The sequence below is a fragment of the Ruegeria sp. AE3 genome, assembly GCF_056542225.1.
The window spans coordinates 1,186,494-1,211,939 of sequence record NZ_JBQFZL010000001.1; the positions used below are offsets into that span (position 1 = coordinate 1,186,494).

The 25,446-nt window shown below is 57.5% G+C and carries 27 protein-coding genes; 10 read left to right on the forward strand and 17 right to left on the reverse strand.

Going from position 1 to position 25,446, the window contains the following annotated elements; genetic code table 11:
- Window positions 1-3: 3 nt before the first annotated feature.
- Window positions 4-198 carry a hypothetical protein gene (locus ACR0NZ_RS05915; RefSeq protein ID WP_480473400.1) on the reverse strand — a complete coding sequence of 65 codons (195 nt, stop codon included), beginning with the start codon at window positions 196-198 and terminating at the stop codon, window positions 4-6.
- Between the two features lie 275 nt (window positions 199-473).
- Between ACR0NZ_RS05915 and ACR0NZ_RS05920 the strand changes: the two genes are divergently transcribed.
- A complete protein-coding gene (locus ACR0NZ_RS05920; RefSeq protein ID WP_480473401.1) occupies window positions 474-1,688 on the forward strand; it encodes a bifunctional alpha/beta hydrolase/OsmC family protein in 1,215 nt (404 codons plus the stop codon).
- Between the two features lie 32 nt (window positions 1,689-1,720).
- On the opposite strand, the gene ACR0NZ_RS05925 is transcribed toward ACR0NZ_RS05920, so the two are convergent.
- Window positions 1,721-2,038 (reverse strand): hypothetical protein, encoded by a 318-nt coding sequence (locus ACR0NZ_RS05925; RefSeq protein ID WP_480473402.1) that lies wholly within the window; start codon window positions 2,036-2,038, stop codon window positions 1,721-1,723.
- A gap of 11 nt (window positions 2,039-2,049) precedes the next feature.
- On the reverse strand, window positions 2,050-2,610 hold the full coding sequence (locus ACR0NZ_RS05930) for a hypothetical protein (RefSeq protein WP_480517493.1): 561 nt from the start codon (window positions 2,608-2,610) through the stop codon (window positions 2,050-2,052).
- Between the two features lie 353 nt (window positions 2,611-2,963).
- Between ACR0NZ_RS05930 and purB the strand changes: the two genes are divergently transcribed.
- The 5 genes from purB to ACR0NZ_RS05955 all read left to right on the forward strand — a co-directional run bounded on the left by purB (window position 2,964) and on the right by ACR0NZ_RS05955 (window position 7,403).
- A complete protein-coding gene (gene purB, locus ACR0NZ_RS05935) occupies window positions 2,964-4,268 on the forward strand; it encodes an adenylosuccinate lyase (RefSeq protein WP_480517495.1) in 1,305 nt (434 codons plus the stop codon).
- 123 nt (window positions 4,269-4,391) lie between these two features.
- Window positions 4,392-4,544, forward strand: a complete 153-nt coding sequence (locus ACR0NZ_RS05940; RefSeq protein WP_480517497.1) for a hypothetical protein — start codon at window positions 4,392-4,394, stop codon at window positions 4,542-4,544.
- Between the two features lie 102 nt (window positions 4,545-4,646).
- Window positions 4,647-5,189 (forward strand): tetratricopeptide repeat protein, encoded by a 543-nt coding sequence (locus tag ACR0NZ_RS05945; RefSeq protein WP_480517499.1) that lies wholly within the window; start codon window positions 4,647-4,649, stop codon window positions 5,187-5,189.
- 69 nt (window positions 5,190-5,258) lie between these two features.
- Window positions 5,259-6,359: a flagellar motor switch protein FliG gene (locus ACR0NZ_RS05950; protein ID WP_480517501.1), complete on the forward strand. Its 1,101-nt coding sequence runs from the start codon at window positions 5,259-5,261 to the stop codon at window positions 6,357-6,359.
- 120 nt (window positions 6,360-6,479) lie between these two features.
- Window positions 6,480-7,403, forward strand: coding sequence for a lysophospholipid acyltransferase family protein (locus tag ACR0NZ_RS05955; protein ID WP_480517503.1), 924 nt, complete (start codon window positions 6,480-6,482; stop codon window positions 7,401-7,403).
- On the opposite strand, the gene ACR0NZ_RS05960 is transcribed toward ACR0NZ_RS05955, so the two are convergent.
- Entirely contained in the window at window positions 7,404-8,105 is a 702-nt protein-coding gene (locus ACR0NZ_RS05960) for a DUF1223 domain-containing protein (protein ID WP_480517505.1), read from the reverse strand.
- A 226-nt stretch (window positions 8,106-8,331) separates the two neighbouring features.
- Between ACR0NZ_RS05960 and acnA the strand changes: the two genes are divergently transcribed.
- Window positions 8,332-11,022, forward strand: coding sequence for an aconitate hydratase AcnA (gene acnA / locus ACR0NZ_RS05965; RefSeq protein WP_480517507.1), 2,691 nt, complete (start codon window positions 8,332-8,334; stop codon window positions 11,020-11,022).
- 135 nt (window positions 11,023-11,157) lie between these two features.
- The gene (locus ACR0NZ_RS05970) at window positions 11,158-11,859 is read left to right on the forward strand and encodes an SDR family NAD(P)-dependent oxidoreductase (RefSeq protein ID WP_480517509.1); all 702 of its coding nucleotides are present in this window, start codon (window positions 11,158-11,160) and stop codon (window positions 11,857-11,859) included.
- Here ACR0NZ_RS05970 and ACR0NZ_RS05975 read toward each other — a convergent pair.
- From ACR0NZ_RS05975 to yajC, 10 genes are all read right to left on the reverse strand, one after another.
- A complete protein-coding gene (locus ACR0NZ_RS05975; RefSeq protein ID WP_480492951.1) occupies window positions 11,854-12,396 on the reverse strand; it encodes a DsbE family thiol:disulfide interchange protein in 543 nt (180 codons plus the stop codon). The genes ACR0NZ_RS05970 and ACR0NZ_RS05975 overlap by 6 nt on opposite strands.
- A complete protein-coding gene (gene ccmD, locus ACR0NZ_RS05980) occupies window positions 12,389-12,547 on the reverse strand; it encodes a heme exporter protein CcmD (protein WP_209503508.1) in 159 nt (52 codons plus the stop codon). Before ccmD ends, ACR0NZ_RS05975 begins: the two co-directional genes overlap by 8 nt.
- Window positions 12,544-13,317 (reverse strand): heme ABC transporter permease, encoded by a 774-nt coding sequence (locus ACR0NZ_RS05985; RefSeq protein ID WP_480473412.1) that lies wholly within the window; start codon window positions 13,315-13,317, stop codon window positions 12,544-12,546. Before ACR0NZ_RS05985 ends, ccmD begins: the two co-directional genes overlap by 4 nt.
- A gap of 61 nt (window positions 13,318-13,378) precedes the next feature.
- Window positions 13,379-14,035, reverse strand: coding sequence for a heme exporter protein CcmB (gene ccmB, locus ACR0NZ_RS05990; protein WP_480473413.1), 657 nt, complete (start codon window positions 14,033-14,035; stop codon window positions 13,379-13,381).
- The gene (gene ccmA / locus ACR0NZ_RS05995) at window positions 14,032-14,646 is read right to left on the reverse strand and encodes a heme ABC exporter ATP-binding protein CcmA (RefSeq protein WP_480517511.1); all 615 of its coding nucleotides are present in this window, start codon (window positions 14,644-14,646) and stop codon (window positions 14,032-14,034) included. The genes ccmB and ccmA overlap by 4 nt, the downstream gene beginning before the upstream one ends.
- A 144-nt stretch (window positions 14,647-14,790) precedes the next feature.
- Window positions 14,791-15,144, reverse strand: a complete 354-nt coding sequence (locus ACR0NZ_RS06000) for an Mth938-like domain-containing protein (RefSeq protein WP_480517513.1) — start codon at window positions 15,142-15,144, stop codon at window positions 14,791-14,793.
- A gap of 12 nt (window positions 15,145-15,156) precedes the next feature.
- Window positions 15,157-15,921 (reverse strand): sulfite exporter TauE/SafE family protein, encoded by a 765-nt coding sequence (locus ACR0NZ_RS06005; RefSeq protein WP_480517515.1) that lies wholly within the window; start codon window positions 15,919-15,921, stop codon window positions 15,157-15,159.
- Window positions 15,902-16,876 (reverse strand): protein translocase subunit SecF, encoded by a 975-nt coding sequence (gene secF, locus ACR0NZ_RS06010; protein WP_480473417.1) that lies wholly within the window; start codon window positions 16,874-16,876, stop codon window positions 15,902-15,904. Before secF ends, ACR0NZ_RS06005 begins: the two co-directional genes overlap by 20 nt.
- A 1-nt stretch (window position 16,877) precedes the next feature.
- Window positions 16,878-18,539: a protein translocase subunit SecD gene (secD, locus tag ACR0NZ_RS06015; protein WP_480517517.1), complete on the reverse strand. Its 1,662-nt coding sequence runs from the start codon at window positions 18,537-18,539 to the stop codon at window positions 16,878-16,880.
- Window positions 18,540-18,572: 33 nt separating this feature from the next.
- Window positions 18,573-18,860 carry a preprotein translocase subunit YajC gene (gene yajC / locus ACR0NZ_RS06020; protein WP_209503494.1) on the reverse strand — a complete coding sequence of 96 codons (288 nt, stop codon included), beginning with the start codon at window positions 18,858-18,860 and terminating at the stop codon, window positions 18,573-18,575.
- A gap of 201 nt (window positions 18,861-19,061) precedes the next feature.
- Between yajC and ACR0NZ_RS06025 the strand changes: the two genes are divergently transcribed.
- Both ACR0NZ_RS06025 and serS read left to right on the forward strand, forming a co-directional pair.
- Window positions 19,062-20,726 carry a mechanosensitive ion channel family protein gene (locus ACR0NZ_RS06025; RefSeq protein WP_480517519.1) on the forward strand — a complete coding sequence of 555 codons (1,665 nt, stop codon included), beginning with the start codon at window positions 19,062-19,064 and terminating at the stop codon, window positions 20,724-20,726.
- A 72-nt stretch (window positions 20,727-20,798) separates the two neighbouring features.
- Window positions 20,799-22,091 (forward strand): serine--tRNA ligase, encoded by a 1,293-nt coding sequence (serS, locus tag ACR0NZ_RS06030; protein WP_480517521.1) that lies wholly within the window; start codon window positions 20,799-20,801, stop codon window positions 22,089-22,091.
- Between the two features lie 57 nt (window positions 22,092-22,148).
- Here the strand turns inward: serS and ACR0NZ_RS06035 are convergent, their stop codons facing one another.
- The 3 genes from ACR0NZ_RS06035 to der form a co-directional block, all read right to left on the reverse strand.
- Window positions 22,149-22,715, reverse strand: coding sequence for a helix-hairpin-helix domain-containing protein (locus ACR0NZ_RS06035; protein WP_480473421.1), 567 nt, complete (start codon window positions 22,713-22,715; stop codon window positions 22,149-22,151).
- A gap of 92 nt (window positions 22,716-22,807) precedes the next feature.
- The gene (locus tag ACR0NZ_RS06040) at window positions 22,808-23,791 is read right to left on the reverse strand and encodes a fatty acid desaturase (RefSeq protein WP_480473422.1); all 984 of its coding nucleotides are present in this window, start codon (window positions 23,789-23,791) and stop codon (window positions 22,808-22,810) included.
- A 165-nt stretch (window positions 23,792-23,956) separates the two neighbouring features.
- Window positions 23,957-25,420: a ribosome biogenesis GTPase Der gene (gene der / locus ACR0NZ_RS06045; protein ID WP_480517523.1), complete on the reverse strand. Its 1,464-nt coding sequence runs from the start codon at window positions 25,418-25,420 to the stop codon at window positions 23,957-23,959.
- Between the last annotated feature and the right edge of the window lie 26 nt (window positions 25,421-25,446).

A 25,446-nucleotide genomic window follows, 5' to 3' on the forward strand; every position in this document is an offset into this window, starting at 1 on the left:
CCTTCACTCCGACCAATGGGACCGGCGGACGTTTCCATGCCAGTCTTCCGTGGCAGGGCTGATCTGAACCTGTGAACCACCTTGGGGTGCGGGCCAGGATTGGCCGACCGCGAACCCGGCAACGCCGGCCAGAATAATGGCCAGGATCATACGTGAACGCAGGTCGGGTATCTGGGGCGCAATATCTGCATGTGACATCTGTGTCTCCTGTTTCAGCTTTCATGAACTACAGATGGGATGTGCAGAGACATAAGTGAAACGAATGTTTGTTCTGATTGCCATCATCGTTCTTGATATTAAAAGAAAGTGAGAGTTCCGCCGCCGTGCAACACGAAAACGGCGGGGATCTTGTGCAGTCTGTGAAACACCCATTCGTTCTCACCTTCCCGTTACGCGTGTGACTTAAGGGTTGTGACCGAAGGGTCAAATACACAGTATTGGGCGTGTTCCCCCGTACCACTTAAGGAGCCGACATGCCCACGGAACGCATCACTTTTGCCGGACATGACGGCAGCCAATTGGCGGCGCGACTGGATTTGCCGGACGGACCAGTGCTGGCAACGGCCCTGTTCGCCCATTGCTTTACCTGTTCCAAGGATATCCCGGCCGCCCGGCGCATTTCTGCCCGTCTGGCTGCCATGGGTATCGCGGTGCTTCGGTTCGATTTCACCGGGCTGGGCCATTCAGAAGGCGAATTCGCCAACACGACCTTCACTTCGAATGTCGAGGACCTGATTTCAGCCGCGCAATATCTGGCCGGTCGAAACATGGCACCTGCACTGCTGATCGGCCACTCGCTTGGTGGCGCGGCGGTGCTGCGGGCGCGGGCTGGTATTCCGACTGTAAAAGCCGTCGTGACATTGGGTGCTCCGGCGGACCCCGCCCATGTATCGCATCACTTTGAGGCGGCGCTGCCTCAGATCGAAGAGGACGGCAGTGCCGAGGTCTCTCTGGGTGGTCGCCCCTTCCGAATTGGTAAGGCTTTTGTGGACGATATTGCCAAATCAGCCCTGTCATCTGCAATCGCCGACCTCAAAGCTGCCCTGTTGATCCTTCATGCTCCACGCGACGAAACGGTCAGCATCGACAATGCGAGCGCGATCTTTATGGCCGCGAAACACCCCAAAAGCTTTGTAACTCTCGACGATGCCGATCATCTGATCACGCGCGCCTCTGACGCCGAATATGCAGCAGATGTCATCGCCGCTTGGGTTTCGCGCTATGTGAAACTGTGCCCGCCCGCTCCGCCACCGGGTGCGCCAGAGGGCGTTGTGCGCATAACAGAAGCAGATCCGGGCGGGTTCATGCAGGATATTCAGGCCGGTCCAAACCACCATCTGGTCGCGGATGAGCCCGCATCCTATGGCGGTACGGACAAGGGCATGTCGCCTTATGGCTTTGTCTCGGCCGGTTTGGGGGCCTGCACATCGATGACAATACGCATGTACGCCAGGCGCAAAGGCTGGCCCCTGACAAATGTCAGCGTCGATGTGTGTCATGACAAAGTTCATGCGCAGGATGCCGGATTGGTGAATGACGGCAAGGTGGACCAGTTTCGCCGGAAAATCCGCCTGAGCGGCCCGCTGGATCAGGAGCAAAGGCAACGTTTGCTTGAGATTGCGGACAAGTGCCCGGTTCACCGGACGCTCGAAGGCTCGGCCCACATAACGACCGAGCTTCTTTCATAAGAAAGGCCGCCTGACAGGCGGCCTTTTGTTCCTTAGCGTCGCGGGCCCGGTCGATGAATGGGCGGGCGGGCAACCGGTGGGCGCGCCACAGGTGGGCGCGGGCGCGCGGGAGGTTTGGCCACAGGCGGTTTCGGACGCTCGGGGCGCACTGGTCGATCAGGCCGGTTGGGACGATCAACGTCAATATCCACATTAACGTCATGGTAATAGTCGTTCCACAGCATCGAGTCGTAAAACGGGTCATACCCGTACCCGACCCCGACCGTCACACCGTCACAGGCCGACAGCGTCAAAGTCGCGATCCCAAACCCCAGCGCAAGGGACATCCGTTTGATCAGTCTAACACTCATCGCTCCCTCCCTCACTGAAGTGCCCGGAACGACGCGAAAACGGCGTTAAGATCATCTGCATAACTCGGGTCCGCCCCGTCCCGCAGAATGGCAACTGCGATGGCAACCCGGCCTTGCGGAAGGTCAATGACGGTGGCGGAAAAGCTTACTCCCTTGCCGTCCCGGTGCCCGGTGCCCCGAAACACGCGGGCTGGCAACCCGCCAATACGGGTATCGCTGGTGCTGGTCGTCGTCGGGTCTTTGACCAGAAACTTGTCGATATCCTGCAAGTACCGGACGCCGCCCTGAATTGTTCCAACCCCCGAAGGTGATACGAAACCCATCCACACTGCGTCGTCTGTCACCGGCCGGAGCCCCATAACCCGCGCGACCGCGCGGGCATCGCCCAGTTCGGTATCCTCAATCTCGCGCGGGCCGCCGGTGCGAAGGATCCAGAAGTCGGGTACGTCAAACCGAAAAAGCGCTCGGCCTTCCTCGGTGTAGGTCACGGGTGTGTCAGCCAGTGCTGGTGCAGCTGCGCCGACGCAAAAAGCACCACAGAGGGCAAGTATCGAACGTGAAAACAAACGCATATCTCAATAACCTGATTATTTCCTTCCTTTCAGATTGAACAGTCAATGTGCTGTTTGTCCAGCATCGCTTGGCAGCAAGGTCAAGACGGGCATCAACCCCAACTGGCGGCATGATCCGGTGAGAACTAATGCGGGTACAAAACCTGCCTTGTAGCGGCACCCTGCCCGTCACTGCCACACCAAGTCCTTTGCAATACAGTTTCCCGAACCCGTCTGCTGCTGAAAAGCCCGAACAGACGGCAAGAATCAGGGCAAACCGTCTCATATGCGCTCTCGCATCTTGTTCCCTACCTCGCACGCGGCTAAACCCCGCGCCAACGCCTCATCCAATCTGCAAAAAGGTGCCGTCGCCTATGATTCCCCGTTATTCCCGCCCCGACATGGTCGCCATCTGGTCGCCTGAGACCAAGTTCCGCATCTGGTACGAGATCGAGGCGCACGCGTGCGACGCCATGGCGGATCTGGGCGTGATCCCGCGCGAAAATGCGGACGCTGTCTGGAAAGCCAAGGATGTGGAATTCGATGTCGCCCGCATCGACGAGATCGAGGCCGTCACCAAGCATGACGTTATCGCCTTCCTGACCCATCTTGCAGAGCATGTCGGCAGTGAAGAGGCGCGTTTTGTGCATCAGGGTATGACCAGCTCGGACGTGCTGGACACCTGTTTCAACGTACAGCTGACCCGCGCCGCCGACATCCTGATTGCCGATCTGGAAGGGCTTCTGGCCGCGCTCAAGCGCCGCGCGATGGAACATAAGAACACGGTTCGTATCGGACGCAGCCACGGCATCCACGCCGAACCGACAACCATGGGTCTGACCTTTGCCCGCTTCTACGCCGAGATGGACCGCAACCTGTCCCGGATGCGCGATGCGCGTGCGGAAATCGCCACCGGAGCGATCAGCGGTGCGGTTGGTACCTTTGCCAATATCGATCCCGCGGTCGAGGAACATGTCTGTGACAAGCTGGGGCTGGTGCCTGAGCCGATCAGCACGCAGGTCATTCCGCGCGACCGCCACGCGGCCTTCTTTGCCACGCTGGGCGTTATCGCCAGCAGCATCGAAAACATTGCCATCGAAATCCGCCACATGCAGCGGACCGAGGTGCTGGAGGGGGCTGAGTTCTTCTCGATGGGCCAGAAAGGCTCCTCGGCGATGCCGCACAAGAAAAATCCGGTGCTAACCGAAAACCTGACCGGTCTGGCGCGCATGGTCCGCGCGGCCGTAATACCGGCGATGGAGAATGTTGCGCTCTGGCACGAACGCGATATCTCGCATTCTTCGGTCGAGCGCATGATCGGTCCGGATGCCACGATCACGCTGGATTTTGCGCTGGCACGGCTAACAGGCGTGGTCGACAAGATGCTGATCTTCCCCGAGAACATGATCGAGAACATGAACAAGTTTCCCGGCCTTGTCATGAGTCAGCGGGTTCTGTTGGCACTGACACAAGCGGGCGTAAGCCGTGAGGACGCCTATGCCATGGTACAGCGCAACGCGTTGAAGGTTTGGGAACACCGCACCGACTTCAAGGAGGAACTGTTGGCGGATGCTGATGTAACTGCCGCACTCAGCCCTGCGGAGATCGAAGAGAAATTCGACCTCGGGTATCACACCAAGCATGTCGATACGATCTTTGCGCGCGTGTTTGGAGAATAACGGACATCTTTTCAGTCTGTTAGCCGGGGGTGCTCTGCCGCGTGCAGAGCACCCCCTTGCTTTTTGCCAGATCAACGGAAATGCGGTATCCTGCATGTGCTTTTTCCATACGAGGGAAACATCATGATCCGAACAATCCTAAGCGCATTGGCACTGGTTCTTGTGGCCTCGGCCGGGCTTGCCTGCGAGCAGCATTCCAAACAGACCCAATCCTGCGCTCCCGGTACGGCGTGGGATACTGAAACAAAAAGCTGCGCGAAATCTGTCAACAGCTGACAATTTTTGTCCAGTTCGTGAATAAAAGCGTCCGTTCCCCTGTTAGCTTTTTTGTAGATCGCACTATGATTTCAATAAGAGCCCCGAGAACGGAGTAAAGAAATGCGCCTTTTGTTAGCTTCTGCCCTTGCCTTGCAAGCCTTTGCCTTCGCGCCTGCTGTCCATGCTGCAGGTGGTGACAGCAGCAGCCCGCCGAAACCGACGAATACAACCAAGAAATGCCTGTTCGGCCGTGTATATGACGAAACCCGTGGAAAATGCGTCAAACCTGACAAGTCAAACCTGACAGATGATCAGCTGTATAATGCGGTCCGCGAACTGGCCTATGACGGGCAATACGGGCACGCTCAGGACATTCTGCGCATCATGGATCAGGACGACGATCGTGTCCTGACCTATTGGGGTTTCACCTATCGCAAGATGGGCGAGCTTGGACTGGCAAATGTCTTTTATCAAAACGCGATCAATGCCAACCCAGACAATCTTATGGCGCGCAGCTACATGGCGCAGGGGTTTGTGTCCGAAGGCCGAACCGATCTGGCGATCGAGCAATGGCGCGAAATAAAGGCCCGTGGCGGAGAAGGCACCTGGGCCGAGGCGTCGCTGCGTGAAGCGATCCGAACGGGTCTGACATACAGTTATTAAGGTTCAGGGTTATTTAACCCGACTCTCTCTAATCTGCCTGTGGTTCGAAAACTTTGGCTCCACAGGCAGATGCAAAACACCAACGCATTAATTCAAACGGTTCAAGGGGCTTCGGCTCCGTTTCCCGCAGGGGGTGGCGACAGCCCGCGCCTTGTTCCCCGGACTTTAACCAGCCGTCAGAAGGCGGCCGTCGTCGTGCGCCTGTTGTTGAACGAAGGCGCCGATCTTCCGTTGGAGGAGCTTCCCGACGACCTGCAAGAAAAACTGACACATCAATTGGGGGAAATGGGTCTTGTGGATCGCGTGACCCTGGGTGCCGTGGCACAGGAGTTCAGCGAAGCCCTGAACAATGTCGGTCTGGCCTTTCCACATGGGCTTGCCGGGGCCTTGGATGCCGTCAGTGGAAAAATCACACCCGCAACAGCGGCACGTTTGCGCAAAATTGCCGGAGTTCGTCAGATCGGTGATCCCTGGCAAAGGTTGCGCGACATTCCAGCCCATGACCTTGCGGCCATGGCACAGGCGGAAAGCACCGAAGTGGCCGCTGTGATGCTATCGAAAATGGATACGGCACAGGCGGCGCAGATGTTGGGCCACATGCCGGGTCCGGTGGCGAGGCGGATCACCTACGCAATCTCGAAAACAGCAAATGTCACACCCGAAGCGGTTGAGCGTATTGGCTGGTCACTGGCTGCTCAGCTGGATCAGCGGCCTGTTCAGGCCTTCAATGACGGTCCGGGCGCGCGGGTGGGTGCAATCCTGAACCAGTCTGCGTCCGCCACGCGCGACGACCTGCTGAACGCGCTGGATGAGGACGACGCTGATTTTGCCGATCTGGTGCGCCAGTCGATCTTTACCTTCGCCCATATCTCCAGCCGGATTTCGCCCCGTGATGTTCCAGCGATATTGCGGGAAGTCGATCAGCCTGTTCTGGTCGCGGCCCTGGCTGGTGCCGCCGCGGATGATGACAAGGCATCTGTCGAGTTTCTGCTGTCGAATATCTCCTCTCGTATGGCAGAAAACCTGCGCGAGGAAATCGCGGAACGCGGGCGGGTCAAGCAATCTGAGGCCGAAGATGCCATGACCCAGATTGTTGGGGCGGTTCGTGCCCTGTCTGACGCCGGAACAATTACGCTGATTGAAAAGGAAGAAGACGAAAGCACGGGTTGAGGCAGGAACAGGCGCTCCCACAAAATCGTTGGGGCGGCCATTTCGCTTGGGTGCTTGAGGTTACGGGTACCGGGTTGTATGTCTTAGGCAACATTTCGCAACACGCGGTGAGACACCTCCATGCCCGTCGAAAAGTCGGAGCTCAGCCGGTTTGAGCTTGGAAAATACTATGTCGCCAATCTGTTCCTGCAGGGAATCATCAGCGCTATGCGCCTGCTTCCTTATGAAAGGCGCATAGAGACCATGGGTGCAATCATGAAAACCCTTGCACCCGTCGTTGGATTTCGCACCCGCGTCCGCCGGAATCTAAAGCTCACCTGCCCTGAATTGTCTGACGTCGAGATCACAAAGATCTATCGTGACGTGTCGGATAATGCCGGTCGGGCAATAATGGAGCATTTCTCACCCGAAGGTTTTATCGAACGTCAGGTGAACGCCAAGATATCCGGGCCCGGTATTGCTGCATTTGACGCCGCGATCGCCGAAGGGCGCCCGGTGATGATGATCACGGCGCATTTCGGTCACTATCTGGCCGCACGCGTCGCCCTGCAGAAACACAGCGGCAAACCGATAGGATGCCTTTACCGGCGGATGGCCAATCCTTATTTCAACGACGCCTATGTCGAAGCTTTTTACAAAACCGGCGCGCCGATGTTCGAACAGGGGCGGCGCGGTATGGTCGAAATGGTCCGGTCACTCAAGAACGGTGGAATTATCGCTATCGTATCCGACCTGCATGCGTTGGGGGGCGAAGAGCTGACATTCTTCGGCAAGCCTGCCGTGACATCCGTGTTGAACGCAGAACTGGCCATCAAGTACAAGGCCGTACTTATACCGTGCTATGCCGTGCGCCAGCCTAATGGCATCGACTTTGAAATCATCCTGCATGATCCCGTTCCGCACACGGACCCAAAGACGATGACTCAGTTCACCAATGACGATCTGGAACAGATCGTGCGGCAGCATATGGGACAGTGGTTCTGGATCCATCGGCGCTGGAAAAGCTGGAACGGGCTTGGCGTCCAACCGGACAACCTGCCCTGATCACTTGGCCCATGTCGCGGCAACAATCGGCCCGTGACCGGCCCTTTGCACAAGCACGACGGCTGGCAAGTCTAGTTCCAGCTGCGCCGAGTAAGTCTGCGGTGTTTGCCCATCCCACTGGCCCGCAATCTGCCAGGTTTCGACAACATTGGCATAATCCAACTCCCGCCCGGCTAACTCTCCACGACGGATCGAGGCATGGCGCAGGGGCGAATACTGAACGATACGCACGTCATAGGTCTCACCTTCGGGCAATTCCACAGGTGTCACACTCACGGTCACTTCGTCTGCGTCTCGGGTCGCGGTCACCGCTGCCTCGGGGGCGGCCGTTAGATGCGCATCAATCAGACGGTCGAGCTCCTGAGCCTGAGCGCCGACGATATCGTGCTGACCATTTATGATCATCTGGGGCGTATAGATCATGGATTTTCCGTTTTCGCGGGCATAAGCCCGTTGCCGGAACGTGTGATCAGGATCGGCATATTCGTCCTTCCAGCCGATGTAATCCCAATAGTCGACATGCAGTGCCAGCCCGATGACATCGTCGCGTTTCGCCAGCTCATGCATGATCCGGTCCGCCGGCGGGCAAGATGAACACCCCTGTGAGGTGAACAGCTCAACCACCACAGGATCCTCACCGGACATGGATTGGGTGGCGAACAGGCAGGATACGAGGGCGGTCAAAGCAGCGGATTTGAACATAAAAACTCTCGGATTGAACGGGTGTTCTCTGGGATAGCCGTTTTGCCGCTCAACCGCCAATCAACGTTTCTTGAGGGCGGCTTCTGCAATTCGCCGCCTAAATGTGTGCAATGGTATACAAAATTGCAAATCCAGTGCTATTGAACCTTGAACCAACGGCTTGGGTGATGCAGATAACACTCAGCGATGCCCGAAATCCAAGCCATTTGAGAAGGGAGGCCACCAGATGCCCATTAAAGTCGGACAGGATACCGCCAAGACACGCCGCAGCCTGAACGTGAATGGCAGATCCATTTCCTACTATTCGATCCCCGCCGCGCAGCAGGCCGGTTTGGGTGATTTCTCCAACCTTCCTGCCGCGTTGAAAGTCGTGCTGGAAAACATGCTCCGATTTGAAGACAGCGGCTTTTCGGTCTCGGTCGATGACATTAAGGCATTTGCCGAATGGGGTGCCAATGGCGGCAAGAACCCGCGCGAGATTGCATACCGCCCTGCCCGCGTGCTGATGCAGGACTTCACCGGTGTTCCCGCGGTGGTCGATCTTGCCGCCATGCGCGACGGGATCAAAGGCCTGGGCGGTGACGCACAGAAGATCAACCCGCTGAACCCGGTCGATCTGGTTATCGACCACTCGGTCATGATCGACGAGTTCGGGAACCCGCGTGCGTTCCAGATGAACGTCGACCGCGAATACGAGCGCAACATGGAGCGCTATCAGTTCCTGAAATGGGGTCAGAACGCGTTCAACAATTTCCGCGTAGTGCCTCCCGGCACCGGTATCTGCCATCAGGTGAACCTGGAATATCTGGCGCAGACAGTCTGGACGGACACCGATCAGAACGGCGAAGAAGTTGCCTATCCCGACACGCTGGTTGGCACCGACAGCCACACCACCATGGTCAACGGCATGGCCGTTTTGGGGTGGGGCGTTGGCGGAATCGAGGCGGAGGCTGCAATGCTGGGTCAGCCGATCTCGATGCTGATCCCTGAGGTGATCGGTTTTGAGTTGACCGGCTCGATGGTCGAAGGCACCACCGGTACGGACCTTGTTCTGAAGGTTGTCGAATTGTTGCGCGCCAAGGGCGTGGTGGGCAAGTTCGTCGAGTTCTATGGCGAGGGGCTGGACCGCCTGCCGCTGGCTGACCGTGCAACCATTGCCAACATGGCGCCGGAATACGGCGCAACATGCGGCTTCTTCCCGATCGACGGCGAAACCCTTCGCTACATGCGCAACACCGGCCGCGACGAAGACCGCATCACGCTGGTCGAAGCCTACGCCAAGGAAAACGGGTTCTGGAGAGGCCCGGATTATGCACCGATCTACACCGACACTCTGTCGCTGGACATGGGCACAATCGTTCCAGCAATTTCAGGCCCGAAACGCCCGCAGGACTACGTCGCGCTGACCAACGCCAAGGCCGCTTTCACCAAGGAAATGAAAGAGACCTTCAAGCGCCCGATGGGCAAGGAAGTCGCGGTCAAGGGCGAAGACTACACCATGGAGTCGGGCAAGGTTGTAATTGCTTCGATCACCTCCTGCACCAACACGTCGAACCCTTACGTGATGATCGGTGCAGGCCTTGTGGCCCGCAAAGCCGCAGCGCTGGGTCTGAACCGCAAGCCTTGGGTCAAAACCTCGCTGGCGCCCGGTTCGCAGGTTGTATCGGCCTATCTTGAGGCCGCTGGACTGCAAGAAGATCTGGACAAGGTCGGTTTCAACCTTGTTGGGTACGGCTGCACCACCTGCATCGGCAACTCGGGCCCGATCCAGAAAGAAATCTCTGAAGCCATTTCCGAGGGCGATCTGGTCGCCACGTCGGTTCTGTCCGGCAACCGTAATTTCGAAGGCCGTATCTCACCGGATGTCCGCGCCAACTATCTGGCTTCGCCGCCGTTGGTTGTTGTCTATGCGCTGGCAGGTACGCTCGACATCGATCTGACGTCCGAACCTATCGGTCAGGACAAGAACGGCAACAACGTCTTCATGAAGGACATTTGGCCGACCCAAAGCGAAATCGCGGAACTGGTTGAAGCGACCGTAACCCGCGAAGCGTTCCAGTCGAAATATGCGGACGTCTTCAAGGGGGATGAGAAATGGCAAAGCGTAGAGGTTCCGCAACAGGAAACCTATGACTGGCCGCCAACGTCGACCTACATCCAGAACCCGCCCTATTTCCAGGGTATGGGGGCGGAACCGGGCACGATCTCGAATATCGAAGGCGCCAAAGTTCTGGCCATTCTGGGCGACATGGTGACCACCGACCATATCTCACCCGCGGGGTCATTCGCGGCAACGACGCCGGCGGGCAAATACCTGACCGACCGTCAGGTTCAACCGCGCGAATTCAACTCTTACGGCTCGCGACGGGGCAACCACGAAGTCATGATGCGTGGCACCTTTGCCAATATCCGCATCAAGAACGAGATGTTGGACGGAGTTGAGGGAGGCTATACCAAAGGTCCGGATGGCGAACAGACATCGATCTACGACGCCTCGATGGCCTATCAGGCCAATGGCACCCCGCTGGTCGTGTTTGGTGGCGAACAATACGGCGCGGGCTCAAGCCGTGACTGGGCGGCCAAGGGCACCGCACTGCTGGGTGTCAAAGCCGTGATTGCGGAAAGCTTTGAGCGGATCCACCGGTCTAATCTGGTTGGCATGGGCGTTATCCCGTTCGAATTCACCGGTGGAGATACCCGCATAACCCTGGGTCTGAAGGGGAACGAAACCGTCTCGATCCACGGTCTGGATACGGTCGAGCCGTTGCAGATCGTGCCCTGCACCATCACCTATGCAGATGGGGCTGAGACGACCATCCAGTTGAAATGCCGGATCGATACCGCGCCTGAGATCGAATACATCGAAAACGGCGGCGTGCTGCATTACGTGCTGAGAAATCTGGCGAAGGCTGGCTGACGAACGCAGCGGATAAGAAAGTTTTGAGGGCGCCTTCGGGCGTCCTTTCTTTTGCAAGGCTCTGCCTCGCGCTCCGAAGTTTTATTCAGCAGAAGAAGTTGGATATACGCGGCACTCTGAAAACAGGAGGTGGTTATGGAAAAGGTGGCGTTGGTAACAGGCGGGGCGCGGGGTATTGGACACGCCATCGTAGAGGAGTTGAGCCGCGACCATAGGGTGGCGTTCACTTGGTTGTCCACCAACCCTCCGGCGAGGCTATTGCGGGGGGAAGCTTTGGCGATCCGTTCGGATCTGACGGCTCCTGATCAACCTGCGGCGGTGATTGCGCAAGTGATGGAGCGGTTTGGACGACTTGATGTGATCGTGAACAATGCTGGGTTGGTTCGATCGACGCCAAAAGAGGAGTTCCAAGCGGAGGAGCATCGCGCCATTCTGGATATGAATCTGCTAGCCCCCGCTGCTTTGCTGGCTGCAGCTTTGCCACATTTGGAACGGGGCGCCGCCATTGTCAGTATCTCGTCGATGAATGCAGTGTTGCCGCCCCGTGATGCTGTCACTTATGGTGCCAGCAAGGCGGCTCTGAACCTGTGGACCCGTGCCATGGCCAAAGAGTTGGGGCCAAACGGGATACGCGTCAATGCTGTGGCCCCCGGTGCGATCAACATTCCTGAAGCGCCTCGTTCGGAAGAACTGACAGAACTTTTCGTGAAGGATACTGCGTTGGGCCGGGCCGGACGGCCCGAGGATATAGCCAAAGTGATCAGGTTTCTGGCGTCGGACGCGGCCTCGTTCATCACAGGTGAAGTTTTGTCCGTAACGGGAGGCTATCGTTTATGAACCGCCCGCAGCTTTCTCAAGCGCAGGCCGGATGGTGCTTGCAATGACACGCTGCGTAATCGGGCCAGCAAAGCGCAGAATGATCGTTCCGTCACCGTCGATCACGTAGGTCTCGGGAACGCCGTACAGACCCCAGTCAATCGCCATTCGGCCCTGTTCGTCGCGGCCCATGGCGGTGTACGGATCACCAAGGTCATCCAGGAAAGCCTCGGCATTGCTCAGCTTGTCTTTGTAGTTGATGCCGTAAACCGGGATGCCTTCAGCCGCCAGAGCCTCGAGGTTGGGGTGCTCGGCGCGGCATGGCGCGCACCAACTGGCCCAATAGTTGACCAGCTTGACCTCTCCGTTGCGCAGCGTTTCATCGTCGAAAAGGGTCTTTCCCGGAAACTCGGTGAGAACCACGGGCGGCGCCGGTTGCCCTTCGCGGGCCGAGGGCAAGGCGTTGGGATCTTCGCGAAACATGCCGATGCCTGCGAGAACCGCGAATGCGCCAAAAATCAGAGGCGGCGCAATCATCAGGGGCGAGATTTTAGCCATTGCGCGACATCCTCTGTTCGACCTTCTCCATTTCCGCACGCACCTTGCGCCCGCGCATCACGCTGAACGCAACCAGTGCCACGATAAGGGCAATGGAAACGGCATAAGACGACAAAACGGCGTCAGCATATTTTCCAAGATCGGGGATCATCCGCCTACCCTTTCCCGTGCCTGTAGCGCCTTGATACGACGGGCGCGAATTTCCGTTCCGGTGCGGTACAACACCAAGGCGATGAACAGCAGAACAAATCCGATGATGCAGGCCAGCAGGGGGTAGAAAAAGACATTGCTGACCTTCTCTTCCGTATCCGCCCCGGTAACGGCCCCCGCCCGCATGACCGATGCGCCCTGATGCAGGCCCTGATTCCAGAAATTCACCGCATACCGGCTGAGGATCGCAAAGACCGACCCCACCAGACACAGAACCGAGGTCAGGTCGGCTGCGGTATCCGGATCTTCGATAGCTTCCCACAAGGCGACATAGCCAAGGTAGAACAGAAACAGGATCAGGAACGATGTCAGGCGCGGATCCCAGGCCCACCATGTGCCCCACATGGGCTGTCCCCAGATGGCCCCCGTCAGCAGCGCTATCAGGGTCATTACGATCCCGATCGGTGCAGCAGCGCGTGCCGCAAGCGCGCTGACATGGTGGCGACGCACCAGCCAAACCAATGAGGTGGCAAGCATCATCAGCCAGCAATTGATCGCCATCAGGGCCGCCGGAACATGCAGATAGATGATCTTGACGGTCGACCCCTGCTTGTAGTCGTCCGGTGTAAAGAAAAAGCCCCATGTCAGACCGACAACGATGCAGATGGTCGAGACAATCCAGAAAAACGGCAGGACCCGTTCGCTGGTTTCAAGAAACTTGCGAGGGTTGGCATATTCCCAGAGGGCGTTGGCTTTGGCTGCGATTGACATGGGCCCTATCTAGTCCGAGTTGGGGTGGTTCTCAATTGACATCCATCAAACTTGTCGCGGTTCACCGCAGATTGATACGTAGCACGGCAGCGCTGGCAAAGGGCAACAATGCAATGGTCGCCGCCGTGATCCCGGCCAGCATCAGCAGTGGTGTCTGCACCTCCATCCCTGTTGCACCGCGTCGGGCAACTTCGGCCCCGAATATCAGGGTGGGGACGTAAAGCGGCAACACAAGAAGCGACAGCAATAGCCCGCCACGTTTCAGACCAACGGTCAGCGCAGCACCAAATGTCCCGATGACGCTCATGGCCGGGGTACCTATCAACAGCGAGATGACCAGCCAGAAGAACCCCGGCACCGGCAGGTTCAGAAGTACGCCCAGAAACGGCGCGGCCAGAACCAGCGGCAAACCAGTGGTCAGCCAATGGGCCAGCGCCTTGACTGTGACAACCGATTCAAGCGGCAGCGGTGCCGTGGCCAGCAGATCGAGCGAGCCGTCTTCCCAGTCCAGTGCCAGCAGGCGGTCAAGCGACAGAAGGCAAGCCAGCAAGGCCCCCAGCCAGAGCACACCGGGCGCAATCGTGGACAGAAGCGAGGATTGCGGCCCCACCGCAAATGGCACCATCACAGTCACGATCAGGAAAAAGGCCAGACCCAGCCCAAACCCGCCGCCCGCGCGGAAAGCCAGTTTCAGGTCGCGCAGCAACAGGGCGATCACAGGAAACCTCCGTCGAAATCGTCGATGGGTTTGGGTTTGGCCTTGTTCGGACCGACGTCCAGAACCTCGCCATCTAGGCCAAGGTCGATATGGGTGGCGATCAGGGCTGACCCACCCTGCCCCAGATGTGCCCGCACAGCGTCGGCAAACATTTGCACAGCGTTTCTGTCCAGCGAGACGGTCGGCTCGTCCAGCATCCAGATCGGCCGCCCTGTGACCAGCATCCGCGCCAGCCCCAGACGCCGTTTCTGACCTGCCGACAGGTTGCCGGCGTGACGGTCGGCGAGTTCGTTCAGGTCAAATGCGTCCAGCGCCGGCTGGATGTCATATGTGCCAAAGACCGAGGCCCAGAATGTCAGGTTTTCCGTCACTGACAGCGTCGGTTTGAGCCCGTCTGAATGGGACGCGTAGGCGATCTGGTCATCGGCCCCTTCGATCTTGCCTTCCAGCGGAGGCTGCAAGCCAGCCAACGTACGCAGTAGGGTCGTTTTGCCAATACCATTCGGGCCGCGCAGGATCAGAGCTTTGCCCGGCGGCAGCTGAAAGCTGAGGCCCTCAAGGACGGGAACACCGCCACGGGTGATCGACAGATCTGTTACAGTCAAAGTCATGAGACCCGCTTAACGGATTGTCAGCAGGGGCAAAAGGCGAGATTTGCCGCAGGATGCCAGCGCACCACCGCTGCCTCATGTCGGAGTGAGGGGCCAGCCCCTCACACTCCCCGGGATATTTTCGGCCAGATGAAGAGGATCCCGTCAGACAGGGATCAGCGCGAGTGCAATACGACGGCCTTCAGCGAGCAGCACGTTGTAGGTGCGACAGGCGGCAGGGGAGTTCATGATTTCGACACCAAGTCCGGCATTCTCCAGCTCAACCCTCAGGGATTGAGGGATGTGGGCCATGTCCGCGCCCGTACCGATGAGCAGGACGTCGATCCTGCCCACCAATTCCAGAAGGGGGTGTCGGTCGTCAAAACCGCCCCACTCTGCAGGGCCTGCCGGGCCTGTCAGGATAGCGCCGTGGAAGACATCACCGCCAATTCGGAAAAAACCGGGGCCATAACCGTCTACGGGTTTGGCATCTGTAAAAGTAATCTGATTCAGACGCATGATGTCCCTTCTTCAATCCAGAAGCGGCAGCCCGGAAATGACGGCGATCAGGATGACCGAATAGGCCGCAAGGCGGTAGATCCGTTCGAGTCTCGGGTCGAACAGTGCTTTGCCGATAAGCGTAGTGATCAGATAAGGCACGCACAGCAGCAGGACAATCCATAGGATCGACAAATCTGCGGCACCGCTGATGAGGATGTTGAAAACGATGACAACGTCCAGCAATGCCAGAAATATGATGGTGTTGGCGCGAATCTTGCGCACGTCGGTGGAACTGGCCAGATAGAACACGATGACAACCGGACCGGTCAGCCCGGTCATGCCGCCGATAATGCCTGCGCTGCCGCCGATGGCGAGACGTCCGGGTAGTCCCAGTTTCCCCTCCCATCGCCAGCCGGTAACCACGGCCAGCAGGGTCAGACCGGTGATGCCACAGACAACCCAGCGCAACGCAACCGAGTCCACCTGCACCATGATCCACAGCCCCAGCGGCACGGTTACGGTTGCAGCAAAGCCCAGAGTGCTGATTTCGACCTTGTCGCAATCCCGCCACGCCTGAGGCGCCAAGGCAAATGTTGATGCGATTCCGGTGGCGGCCATCAGAAAGACCACATCTGCAATAGGCAGGAACTGGGTCGCCACCGGCACAAAGATCATCGCGGTGCCAAAACCTGTGAAGCCGCGGACAAGTCCCGCGGCTCCGATAGTCAGGATCAGCCAAGTGAGGCCCGGCAGGGCCAGGGCCTGTTGCAGGGCCTCAGGCATCAATATTGGCAAACTGGTTGCCCGCCGTGTTCGACGGTTTGGACCAGTCGCGCTTGACCCCCAGCCAAAGCAGGATGGTCGAAGCCACGAAGACCGACGAATAGGTCCCGACGACGACACCCCAGATCATCGCGAAGACGAATCCGCGGATGACGTCCCCGCCCAGCAGATAAAGCGAGATCAGCGCCAGCAAAGTTGTGACCGAGGTCATCACCGTCCGGCTCAGGGTTTCGTTGATCGATAAGTTCAGAACCTCTTTCAGATCTTTCTGTTTATATTTCCGCAGGTTCTCGCGCACCCGGTCGAAGACGACCACGGTGTCGTTCAGCGAATAGCCGACGATGGTCAACAACGCCGCGATGATCGCCAGATCAAAGCGGATTTGCAGTTCCGAGAAGATGCCAATGGTCAGGATCACGTCGTGCACCAATGCGGCAACCGCCCCAAGTGCAAACTGCCATTCAAAACGCAGCCAGATGTAGACAAGAACGGCACCGATGGCCAAGACAACCGCGATAACGGCCGTCTGAATCAGCTCACCCGACACTTTTGGACCAACGGATTCGACACTTTCAAACGGCAGTTTGAGTCCGGGGTCTGCGGCAGCCAGCGCTTCGCCGACCTGGGTGATCACGTCTGCTGTGACCGCTTCGGCGTCTTCCTGAGCCTGAATACGGATCATTGCGACATTTTCATCGGGACCGAAGCTTGGATCAAAAATCTCGGTGATGGTGACGTCACCCAGTTGCAGCGGAGACAAAGCATCGCGGTAAACACCCACGTCGATTTCTTGTGCGCTTTGGGTCCGAATCGTGGTTCCACCGCGGAAATCGATGCCGAAGTTCAGCCCCTGCAGCAGAAATGAGGAGAACGCAATCACCATCATCAGGCCGGAGATTCCAAGCCAGATTTTCCAGCGATTGAAAAAGTCGAACGAGGTGCTTTGGGGTACGAGTTTCAGTCTCATGTCAAACCTCGATCGTTTTTGGTCGGCGGCGTTCGAACCACATGACAACCATCAGGCGCGTCACGAAGATCGCGGTGAAGACCGATGTCAGGATACCCAGGCCCAGAGTGATCGCGAACCCGCGCACAGGGCCGCTGCCCATGGCAAACAGGATAACGGCGGTAATGAAGGTGGTTATGTTGGCATCCAGAATAGCCGACAGCGCCTTTTCATAACCCAGATCGATGGCGCGGGCTGGACCTCTGGCGGATTTCAGTTCTTCGCGGATGCGTTCAAAGATCAGTACGTTGGCATCCACCGCCATACCGACCGTCAGAACGATCCCTGCAATCCCCGGCAGAGTCAGGGTTGCGCCGATCAGGGACAGCAAACCGAACAACAGGCCCACGTTTATGATCAGCGCGATGTTGGCGAAGACACCGAACAGGCCATAGCTGAGCGCCATGAATACCAGCACGGCGACAAAGGCCACGATTGTGGCAACTTTGCCTGCGTCGATACTATCTTGCCCCAGTTCGGGCCCGATGGTGCGTTCTTCCAGGAATTCCAGCCCTGCAGGCAAAGCACCTGCACGCAACAGGACGGCCAGATTGGTGCTTTCCTCAACGGTGAAATTACCGGTGATGATACCCGATCCGCCTGGGATATGGCTTTGGATCACGGGGGCCGAGATCACTTCGTCATCCAGAACGATTGCAAAGGGTGCGCCGATATTGTCACGGGTATAATCCCCGAACTTGCGTGCCCCGGATGTGTTGAATCGGAAGCTGACCGCAGGGCGGCCGTTCTGATCGAAGGATGGCTGCGCGTCGACCAGTTCCTCTCCTGTCACGACCGGAGCGGATTCGATGGTGTAATAAACGCCGTTTTCGTCAATCGACGGCACGATTTTTTCGCCGACGCCTGCAACGGCATCCGGATCGGTTCCGCGCCCGACAACCGGGTTGAAGGTCAACTGTGCTGTTGTTCCGATAATTTCCTTCAGTTCACCCGCACTGCCGATACCCGGCACCTGAATTAAGATACGATCCGTCCCCTGACGCTGAATTGTGGGCTCACGTGTACCGACTTCGTCGATCCGGCGGCGGATGATTTCCAACGCCTGACGCACCGTGCGGTCATCCGAGGCCAGTTTTTCTGCTTCGGACAGTTGAACAACAATTGTGTCACCATCCGCGCGGGCTTCGATATCTGTGGCTCCTACACCTGTCAGGGTCTGCACTTGCCGGGCCAGACCGCGGACAACCTCCAATGCCTGTGGCATTCCTTCGGGCTGGCTAATGCGCACGCGAATCTCATCCGCAGCCGAGTCCTGACGGCGGATGGTTCCCACCGTGGCACGTTCATCGCGCAGGGCGTCGCGGATTTCCGGCCACATCGCCTCCATCCGGGAGCCGTAGACGTCTTGTACTTGTACTTCGGCCAGCAAATGCGCGCCGCCGCGCAGGTCGAGGCCAAGATTGACCAGGGATGACGGCAACCAACTCGGCCATTGCGCGGCTTCAGCCTGCATCTGGGGTGTGTCGTTGCCCAACTCGATCGCGGCCTTGGCGTCGTTGGATTGTTCGACCCGCGTGTAAAATGCGTTTGGCAGGGCCATGAGCAGGCCGGTCACGCAGACCAGCCAGATCAGAACCCGCTTCCAGGTATCAAATTGCAGCATTAACCTGCCTTTTCAAGGAATTGTCGCGCGAAGTTACTTCGCCGGCTCAGTCTTGTTCAGAACCTGGGCGATGGTCGATTTGACCACGCGAATCTTGACGCCCTCGGCGATTTCGACCTCGATCTCGTTATCGCCTTCCTTGACCTTCGATACCTTGCCGATCACGCCCCCCTGAGTGATCACCTGATCACCGCGACGCACGGCATCAACCATGGCCTGATGTTCCTTCATCTTCTTTTGCTGCGGACGGATCAGCAGGAAATACATGATCGCAAAGATTAGGATCAGCGGGAGAAACTGGGCGATTGCGCCACCATCCATGGGACATTCCTTTGTTCTAGTCTTGCGGCACAGTTCCGCAAATTTGGGCGGAACCTATGCTTTGAAATGTCGGTTTGCAAGCAAAGGCGGTCATGTAACCCACCTGAAAACGGGCATGTCCCGGCAACGACGGGCAAACCGTTGCAGATATGCCCTAGGAACATAACCAATACCGGGTATAGTTTATCCGAAGGGGGACACATGACACGGCCACTCAAACCTTTCCTTTCGTTGCTTTATTTACTGACTGCCCTGTCGGTGAGCGTGTGGCTGTCCAGTGCGGCCTTGTCGCAGGAAGCACCCGCGGAATCCCCCCTGTCCGAGACTGCGGGATCGGACACGTTCATGGCCCCGGTCATAGTAGACGGGGACATTCTGTTTCAGGTGCGCGGATCAAGCGCCCTGCCTGCTCCGGAGCGCGCCGAGGGCGTACAGGACAAGATCATTGCGGTTGCGGAAGCGTCGGAAGCACCTTTGGTCGAGATCACCTATGAAGAGACCGAGTTTGGCACCTGGATTCTGGCCGATGGTCAAAGAATCTCGATCGTTACCAAAGCTGACGCTGAACTGGATCAGATGGAACTAAGTGTTCTGAGCGTTTTGCATGGCAATGCGATCAAACAATCCATTGAGGCGTACCGAGCCAACCGAACCGATCAGGCGCGCGTTTCCGGTGCTATCGAAGCGGCTGCCTGGACGTTGGGATTTGCCCTGTTTGTTGTCACTATCCTGTGGCTGCACCGTCGGATCAGGCGTCGCACATTGAAGCTGGTAAAGCGCTATTTAAAGGATGTCGAAACGGCGACAGCCAAAAGTGTTCAGGCCGAAGCAATCGCGGCCCTTATCCGCTATGGTCTGAACTTCGTGCTGCTGATCATCTTCTTTCTCGGTTTCTACTATTACCTGTCCTTTGTTCTTTTGGCTTTTGCGGAAACCAGATATTTCGCACAGCTTCTGCTGACCTATCTGACAGAGCCCGTGCTGCTTATCTTCCGGGGCATCCTCAGCTATATCCCCAATCTGATCATGCTGGGCCTGATCACATGGGTGACGTTGTACATCATCAAAGGGCTGCGCGTGTTCTTTGATGCGGTCGAAGCCGGTTCGTTCGAAATGGGTGATTTCGAGAAACACTGGGTCAACCCGACGTTCAACATCGCCCGTGTCGTCGTTATTTTGATCGCGCTGGTGTTTGCGGTTCCCTATATTCCGGGCTCAGATTCTGCCGCGTTCCAGGGGTTGACCATTCTGGTTGGCGCCATGCTGTCTTTAGGCGCGAATTCAGTCGTGTCCAACATGCTGGCCGGGCTGTTTGTGATTTACCGCAGGTCTACCTCGATCGGTGACCGTATCCAGATCGGGGACCACATCGGCGATGTGGTTCAGATTAAACTGATGGAGACCCACCTGAAGTCGATCAAGAACGAGCTGATCTCGATCCCCAATGCACAATTGATGAACTCAGATGTCGTTAACTTTTCAAAGAAAACCAATGGTGACGGACTATTACTGCACACGACAGTCGGCATCGGCTACGAAGAACCCCCTGAGAAGGTAGAGGCGATGCTGATCGAGGCCGCCAACCGCACCAAAGGTATCAAGGTCAATCCCGAACCTTTTGTGTTGTGGACCGCGTTGGCCGATTACGCGATCAATTATCAGATCAACGGCTACACCACCCGTGGCAGCATCATCCCCAAAATCCGCTCGGACCTGCATCGAAACATTGTCGCTGTATTTAACGAGAACAATGTGCAGATCATGACGCCTTCTTATGTGGCTGACCCGCCCGAGCCAAAAATACCGGCCGGGGCATGGGATGGCCACCTGACGCATGAAACCCACGAAGACGCTGATAAGTCGTAACCGGTGCTACACCCTGCCCTGCAGATGGTGCATAAGCGGGTTCAGTGATTCACGCATTCAAGGATCTGAGACATGCACGACATCCGCGCCATTCGCGAAAACCCTGCCGCCTTTGACGCCGCCCTAGCGCGCCGTGGGGACGCGCCGGTGTCGTCAGATCTGCTGAGGCTGGACGAAAGCCGGCGTGCCAAGATTCTGGCCGCCGAAACCGCGCAGGCCGAACAAAACAAGGCCAGCAAGGAAGTCGGCGCTGCTAAGGGACGCGGCGACGAGGCTGAATTCGAACGCCTGCGCGCGCTTGTCGCCGAGAAAAAGGCCGAAGTCGCCCGGATGCAGACCGAGGCCAAGGATCTGGATGCCTTGCTGACCGATCAACTGGCCCGCATCGCCAACCTGCCCGCCGATGACGTGCCGCAAGGCGCGGACGAAAACGACAATGTCGAAGTCAACCGCTGGGGCACCCCGCGCGATTTCAGCTATGCACCGAAAGAGCATTACGACATTCCCGCCGTCGCAGCCGCAATGGATTTCGAAACCGCCGCCAAAACCAGCGGCAGCCGATTTGTGAACCTGTCCAAGGGGGTTGCCCGCATCCACCGCGCGCTGGCCCAGTTCATGTTGGACACACATATCGACAAGAACGGTCTGACAGAAATGCAGACACCGGTTCTGGTCCGGGATGAGGCGATGTATGGCACTGATAAATTGCCTAAATTCGGCGACGACAGTTATCAGACGACCAATGGCTGGTGGCTGATCCCGACCTCCGAGGTTACGCTGACCTATTCAGTGGCTGGTGACATTCTTGAAGAGGCTGCCCTGCCCATCCGTATGACCGCCCATACCGTCTGTTTCAGGTCCGAGGCCGGAAGTGCGGGCAAGGACACCGCAGGGATGCTGCGCCAGCACCAGTTCGAAAAGGTCGAGATGGTCTCGATCACCCATCCCGACGCGTCAGATGACGAGCAAAAGCGCATGTTGCGCTGCGCCGAGGATTTGCTGGAACAGTTGGGTATTCCCTATCGAACCGTAGTTCTGTGCACCGGTGATATGGGCTTTGGCGCGCGCCGCACCTATGACATCGAAGCGTGGCTGCCCGGACAGGACACCTATCGCGAGATCAGTTCGGTCTCGACCACAGGCGCGTTTCAGGCACGCCGGATGAACGCCCGTTTTCGTCCTGAAAGTGGTGGCAAACCTGAATTTGTTCATACTCTGAACGGTTCCGGTCTGGCTGTTGGGCGTTGCCTGATCGCTGTTCTGGAGAATGGGCAGAATGAAGACGGAACTGTTTCGCTGCCCGAGGTACTTGGCCCCTATCTGGGCGGCAAGCTGACCCTGCAATCGGACGGTTCTTTGGCCTGACAAACATAACCGGCGCCGTCGGGCACCGGTAAGGACATCAGCAGAAGGCGAAGAAGTTTACTTCTTCGCTTTTTTCTTGTCCTTCTTCTTTCCGCCTTTCTTGCCGTCCTTCTTTTTCCCGTCCTTCTTGGACTTTTTGTCCTTGCTGGATTTGGCTTTCACTTTGTCCTTCGCCTTTGAAAAGGCGGCTTCCATCTCTTTACGCTTCTTCGCGGCTTTTTCAGCCTTGGCCTTGGCTTTGGCCTTTTTCTTTTCCGCAGCTTCGGCTTTTTCGGCCGCTGCTTTTTCTTCTGCCGCCTTGCGTGCGGCTTCCTCGACCCGTTTCTCGGCTGCGGCTGCGGCGATTGTTTTGCGGGACGCGGCTTTGCGTGCGGAAGGCCTGCGTACCGCCGGAGTCCGGGCCGCAGTTCGGCGTGTTGTTGGCTTCGCAGCAACCGGATTTGCAGCAACGGCTTCTTTGGCAGATGCAATCAAAACCAACGCGCGCGCCTCACCGATCCGAGGGACCTTGACCAAATCAGCAGGAGCGGCCTTGGCTATTGCCTCGGCGGTCTTGAAGCCATTGGCAACAAGGGCCTGGCCAAGCGCCTCCCCTACACCTTTTATTTCGGTCACTGCGGTCATTATGGGTCCTTTCTGTGTCGTTCTATAACTTCGTATATGCACCGGATATACGAAGCAGCAAGCAGCGTAGTGATAACCCCTGTTCTGCCAGCTTAGTTATGGGCAAGACTAGCGGCTCGGTTGTCTCTCGGAAAGGGTACAAGGCGCTTGGCATCTTCGTCCCATAGCTTCAGGTTCAATGCGGCCACGGCCTCGGGAAACTTAATCCGGCGCGGGGTGTATTCCGGCGGCAGGTTATAATGGCAGGCACGCAGGCGATATGATGGGATACGCGCGTTGAAATGGTGGATGTCGTGCAACGTGATGCAGGCCACAGCCATATCGAACCACCATCCGAAATCCAGTGCGGATGATCCCTCAAGCGCTGCTGTCTGAGGGTTCAGATCGGGGCGGCGATCCCAATAGGTATCTTCGAAGTTGTGCTGAAGATAAACAAGGAAGACGCCCAGCATTCCACCCAAAAAGGAAAACACCAACCAGACCCAAATGCCGGTCATACCCGCAATCAGATACAACAATCCTAGAAACACGATGATCGACAGGTTGTGCAACACCACACCTTTAGCGCCAAAACGCACCGTGTTCTTGGGCCAACGGTATCGGATGAAGTAGGTGAACAACGCGCCGACCGGAACCAGGATGAACGGATTGCGATACAGCCTGTAAAACAAACGCGTTTTCCAATCAGCCGCATTCCACTCTCGCAGAGTCATCGTATGAATTTCACCTGTCTCGCGATGTTCAAGATTTCCGATGCCCGCATGGTGCAGATTGTGGTTCTGCTTCATCACCTCGAACGGGGCGAAAGTGAAGGGAGACAGGCCATGCCCTGCCCATTCGTTTTGAATCCGTGTTTCAAACAGAGAGTGATGCCCGCAATCATGTTGCAGCACATAAAGCCGTACTGCGGCAAAGGCGAACACGATCCCGGCGGGTATCATGATGTACCAGCGATCAACAAAGGTGATCGCAAGGGTCAGCGACGCAAAATACACCGCAAATGTGCCAAAATAACTTGCCGCGGCCAATCTGTTGTCCTGCACCGCGTAATGTCTTGTATATTCCCTCAAATCCATCCAGCCGTCTCCTTACGATGGCCGTTCAGTTTTCTGTTCAAATCTAGGTGCGGCTAGTCCGCATGCAAGCAGTGCGTGCCCAAACAAATGCACACGCATGAATGCTAGCGCGGAGAACAGAAACTGTCACGCCCCCGTGAGGTAAGATGCTGAAAATTGGCGCAGTTACGCGCGGCCCTTGAGATGCTTGGCCAGCGCGCCCGCATTTTTCTTGCGCCGACCCTTATATGGGTTCTTGTCGCCCTGCCCGCGCAGCGTCAGGCGGATTGGGGTGCCAGGCATGTCAAAGTCCTGACGCAACCCGTTGACCAGATAGCGGGTATAGCTTTCGGGCATCTTATCGGGATGAGAACACATCACAACAAAACCCGGCGGCCGCGTTTTCGCCTGGGTCATATAGCGCAGCTTGATGCGGCGGCCCTGTGGGGCTGGCGGCGGGTGTTGTTCCAGCATGGCAGTCAGCCACCGATTCAACGCCGCGGTTGGCACACGGCGGTTCCAGACGTCATGGGCGCGCAGGATGGCGGCGCGCAATCTCTCAAGCCCGCGACCCGTTTTCGCCGAGACGGTAACCAGAGGGGCCCCGCGCAGCTGCGGCAGCAAGCGATCAAAGGCATCTTTCAGTTCCCGCAGCTTTTCCTGCTTGTTTTCCTCGACGTCCCACTTGTTTACGGCAACAACAACAGCCCGGCCTTCGCGTTCGGCCAAATCGGCAATTCTCAGGTCCTGTTGTTCAAACGGAATGGCCGCGTCCAGAAGTACGACGACAACCTCGGCAAACTTCACCGCGCGCAGACCGTCTGACACCGAAAGCTTTTCCAGCTTTTCCTGTACTTTTGCTTTCTTGCGCATTCCTGCTGTGTCAAAGATCCGCATCGGAATGCTTTCTCCGTCCGGGTCGGCCCAATCGATCCGCAAGCTGATAGCGTCACGGGTGATCCCGGCCTCAGGCCCGGTCAACAGGCGGTCTTCGCCGATGATCTTGTTGATCAGCGTGGATTTGCCCGCATTCGGACGGCCAACCACGGCCACCTGCAACGGCTTGGCAGAGGTGATCAGGGGCATTTCGCCCTCACCGTCTTCATCCAGCTCAATATCAGTTTTTGGGGCTTCTTCGACCTGCTTTTCCTCGGCTGCATCGGCCAAAGGCATAAGCCGAGCATAAAGATCTGTCATCCCTTCGCCATGTTCACCAGAAAGACGCACAGGTTCACCCAGACCCAGATTGTATGCCTCGAGCACCCCGGCATCCGCTGCGCTGCCTTCGGCCTTGTTGGCCGCAAGGATTACATGCTTGGACCGTTTGCGCAGGATTTCTGCAAACATCTCATCCGTGGGCGTCAGCCCGACCCGCGCATCGATCATGAACAGGCAGACATCGGCCATGTCTACCGCGCGTTCGGTCAGACGGCGCATCCGGCCCTGCAAACTGTCATCTGTCGCGTCTTCAAGTCCGGCCGTATCGATCACAGTAAAGCGCAGATCGCCCAGACGCCCTTCGCCCTCGCGCAAGTCACGCGTCACACCAGGCTGGTCGTCGACCAGCGCCAGACGTTTGCCTACGAGGCGGTTGAACAATGTGGATTTGCCCACGTTCGGGCGCCCCACGATGGCGAGGGTCAGCGACATGATACTCTACTTTCAAGACTCAAGTT

Coding starts and splice junctions, on each gene's coding strand:
- ACR0NZ_RS05915 (WP_480473400.1), bottom strand. CDS start 198: ATGTCACATGCAGATATTGCGCCCCAGATACCCGACCTGCGTTCACGT.
- ACR0NZ_RS05920 (WP_480473401.1), top strand. CDS start 474: ATGCCCACGGAACGCATCACTTTTGCCGGACATGACGGCAGCCAATTG.
- ACR0NZ_RS05925 (WP_480473402.1), bottom strand. CDS start 2,038: ATGAGTGTTAGACTGATCAAACGGATGTCCCTTGCGCTGGGGTTTGGG.
- ACR0NZ_RS05930 (WP_480517493.1), bottom strand. CDS start 2,610: ATGCGTTTGTTTTCACGTTCGATACTTGCCCTCTGTGGTGCTTTTTGC.
- purB (WP_480517495.1), top strand. CDS start 2,964: ATGATTCCCCGTTATTCCCGCCCCGACATGGTCGCCATCTGGTCGCCT.
- ACR0NZ_RS05940 (WP_480517497.1), top strand. CDS start 4,392: ATGATCCGAACAATCCTAAGCGCATTGGCACTGGTTCTTGTGGCCTCG.
- ACR0NZ_RS05945 (WP_480517499.1), top strand. CDS start 4,647: ATGCGCCTTTTGTTAGCTTCTGCCCTTGCCTTGCAAGCCTTTGCCTTC.
- ACR0NZ_RS05950 (WP_480517501.1), top strand. CDS start 5,259: ATGCAAAACACCAACGCATTAATTCAAACGGTTCAAGGGGCTTCGGCT.
- ACR0NZ_RS05955 (WP_480517503.1), top strand. CDS start 6,480: ATGCCCGTCGAAAAGTCGGAGCTCAGCCGGTTTGAGCTTGGAAAATAC.
- ACR0NZ_RS05960 (WP_480517505.1), bottom strand. CDS start 8,105: ATGTTCAAATCCGCTGCTTTGACCGCCCTCGTATCCTGCCTGTTCGCC.
- acnA (WP_480517507.1), top strand. CDS start 8,332: ATGCCCATTAAAGTCGGACAGGATACCGCCAAGACACGCCGCAGCCTG.
- ACR0NZ_RS05970 (WP_480517509.1), top strand. CDS start 11,158: ATGGAAAAGGTGGCGTTGGTAACAGGCGGGGCGCGGGGTATTGGACAC.
- ACR0NZ_RS05975 (WP_480492951.1), bottom strand. CDS start 12,396: ATGGCTAAAATCTCGCCCCTGATGATTGCGCCGCCTCTGATTTTTGGC.
- ccmD (WP_209503508.1), bottom strand. CDS start 12,547: ATGATCCCCGATCTTGGAAAATATGCTGACGCCGTTTTGTCGTCTTAT.
- ACR0NZ_RS05985 (WP_480473412.1), bottom strand. CDS start 13,317: ATGTCAATCGCAGCCAAAGCCAACGCCCTCTGGGAATATGCCAACCCT.
- ccmA (WP_480517511.1), bottom strand. CDS start 14,646: ATGACTTTGACTGTAACAGATCTGTCGATCACCCGTGGCGGTGTTCCC.
- ACR0NZ_RS06000 (WP_480517513.1), bottom strand. CDS start 15,144: ATGCGTCTGAATCAGATTACTTTTACAGATGCCAAACCCGTAGACGGT.
- secF (WP_480473417.1), bottom strand. CDS start 16,876: ATGAGACTGAAACTCGTACCCCAAAGCACCTCGTTCGACTTTTTCAAT.
- secD (WP_480517517.1), bottom strand. CDS start 18,539: ATGCTGCAATTTGATACCTGGAAGCGGGTTCTGATCTGGCTGGTCTGC.
- yajC (WP_209503494.1), bottom strand. CDS start 18,860: ATGGATGGTGGCGCAATCGCCCAGTTTCTCCCGCTGATCCTAATCTTT.
- ACR0NZ_RS06025 (WP_480517519.1), top strand. CDS start 19,062: ATGACACGGCCACTCAAACCTTTCCTTTCGTTGCTTTATTTACTGACT.
- serS (WP_480517521.1), top strand. CDS start 20,799: ATGCACGACATCCGCGCCATTCGCGAAAACCCTGCCGCCTTTGACGCC.
- ACR0NZ_RS06035 (WP_480473421.1), bottom strand. CDS start 22,715: ATGACCGCAGTGACCGAAATAAAAGGTGTAGGGGAGGCGCTTGGCCAG.
- ACR0NZ_RS06040 (WP_480473422.1), bottom strand. CDS start 23,791: ATGGATTTGAGGGAATATACAAGACATTACGCGGTGCAGGACAACAGA.
- der (WP_480517523.1), bottom strand. CDS start 25,420: ATGTCGCTGACCCTCGCCATCGTGGGGCGCCCGAACGTGGGCAAATCC.